Annotated in this window: 3 protein-coding genes (1 of these 3 cut by a window edge); 1 reads left to right on the forward strand and 2 read right to left on the reverse strand. The window is 48.9% G+C overall.

Annotated elements, in window-relative coordinates; genetic code table 11:
• Positions 1 to 319, forward strand: partial view of a FimB/Mfa2 family fimbrial subunit gene (locus MoGM_RS00415; protein WP_104368272.1) — the end only. It extends 1,073 nt beyond the left edge of the window; 319 of the gene's 1,392 nt are visible here — the last part of the coding sequence; its start codon lies off the left edge, out of view; it ends in the stop codon at positions 317 to 319.
• A gap of 276 nt (positions 320 to 595) precedes the next feature.
• On the opposite strand, the gene MoGM_RS00420 is transcribed toward MoGM_RS00415, so the two are convergent.
• Positions 596 to 1,483: a hypothetical protein gene (locus MoGM_RS00420; RefSeq protein ID WP_233210079.1), complete on the reverse strand. Its 888-nt coding sequence runs from the start codon at positions 1,481 to 1,483 to the stop codon at positions 596 to 598.
• A 112-nt stretch (positions 1,484 to 1,595) separates the two neighbouring features.
• The gene (locus MoGM_RS00425) at positions 1,596 to 1,814 is read right to left on the reverse strand and encodes a hypothetical protein (RefSeq protein WP_104368273.1); all 219 of its coding nucleotides are present in this window, start codon (positions 1,812 to 1,814) and stop codon (positions 1,596 to 1,598) included.
• Positions 1,815 to 1,912: the final 98 nt, after the last annotated feature.

A 1,912-nucleotide genomic window follows, 5' to 3' on the forward strand; every position in this document is an offset into this window, starting at 1 on the left:
GTCGGAGAACGACGGTCAGGAGTCGCTCCTTTCCGCGGTGAGAGCGGCCATGCCCGGCCTGTTGCCCTCCGGCGATACCTCCGGGTGGGACCTTCCCACCGTGGCGCAGCTGTCCATGATAAGCTCCAACCTCGGTCCCCTGTCTGCCGGCGTCGGCAGCCATGAGGGCATGGCCCCCTTGTCCTCCTCCGACTGTTATTTCGTGCGCACTTCCTCCGGTGAGATAAGCGCCTATTACCTCGGCGGCGGCTTCGAGGCTTCCCGTCTTCTTGATGACGATACCGTCCTGAGGCTTTTCAAGACGTTGGTTTTCAAGTGAGCGTGTCGTTCCGTATCATGTGTACCTGATGCGCTCGGCGTGATTTTCCGGTTGTCGGATTAACAGAATCCGACAGCCGGGGACTCTTTTTTATGTCGAGCGGTACTGTGAGCCGGGGCGGCGGGAATATATTGAGGGATCCCATGGTCTTGGTAGTCATGGCGCCGATTGTAGTTTATGGCAGGTTGGACATTTTTGGTGATGGATTGCATAGCAAAAGTGCTGAGTGGCCATTTGGGGTGATAACAGAGCGGTAATCAATCTGTATTTGGTGTCCTAATAGTGTCTTTTGAGATATTCATCTATGAGTTTCTTTCTGTTTTCCTTGCTGATCCCCCGATGAACCCGAACCTTGGTTTTCAAATCAGAGAATACAGCCTCAAGGGCATTGTTGGTATTTGGAAGTCCTGTTTCCGGATGGTCATAGAAAGTCCAAAGCAGAGGGATGTTGCGTTTTATACTCAGATATTCGCTGCGTAGTTTGGGTCGCATATATGGAGGTGTGACACGCTTGATTCTTTTATCGTGGACACGTTCATTGACAACATCCCTGTATTTCTCATACAATTCATTGAAAGCTCCGCAAAAACTTTCCTTATCGGTTTTTGCGATGATGTTTATCAGGTTCAGCAGCTCCCGCGAAGCCTCTATGTCCGGATTTTGAGTCAGATACCTGCGGACTATGAGCATCTGGTGGAACTGGCACATCTGTACAGGTATCGGTTTCAATGCCTGTGGCAGTCCTTTCATGCCGTCAATCACAATGCCGTATATCCGGAACCCGTCGCTCTTCAACCATTCGATTCCCTCCACATATTGGGCAACCGTCTCATGACGCACATACTTGTGCCATAAGACAATTCCCCGGAGAGCATCCTTGATAACCATAAGACCAAAGTTCCTGCCCCAATATGTGGTGTCCATCTGTACGGTCACATCCTTATGCTTTGCGATCTTATGGATATACCGCATTCCCTCCAGATCCCTGCGTATGGTCTTTTCGCAGACGCCATATTTGGTCGCAAGCTGTTCCAGCGTCTGTTTGCCCTCTACATAGTCGCTGATAACCTTAGCTTTATCGCGCCTTATACCGCCATCAAAACGACGGCCGCAGTCCTTGCATTTATATCTTTGGGTACGGCCTCCCAGACCGTTACTGACCACATTTTTAGACCCGCAGAAAAAGCATTTTTTTAACCATATCAATGATTATCTTCGCAAAGATAATTAAATCAGCTGATTACACGAAATCCATCACCCAAAATGTCCAACCTGCCTAACTTTTAAAGGTCTGCTCGCACATGTCGTTCTCTTTGTAGAGTTTAGCCAGATACTCTTTGTACTTCTCGACAGTGTCCGTGAATGTCGTGTATTCAAGCGGACACTTTATTTCCATCCACGGGTTCCAGCCACTGATGAGTTTGTCGGTAAGCCGCTTTATTATTTCTTTCCCGGTTTGACGCACCTTTGCCTTGCCTTTTATTCGGTCAAGCATAATTTTTTTTACGCTTCATTGTGCCGCTGACGGGCTCGAATGCGGGGTCAGCGGATTTTTCCGGTGGGCGGGAGAGAGTATCAAGAGTATAGTGTTAT

The organism is Prevotella sp. MGM1 (genome assembly GCF_002933775.1).
In the GTDB taxonomy this organism is placed as follows: domain Bacteria; phylum Bacteroidota; class Bacteroidia; order Bacteroidales; family Bacteroidaceae; genus Prevotella.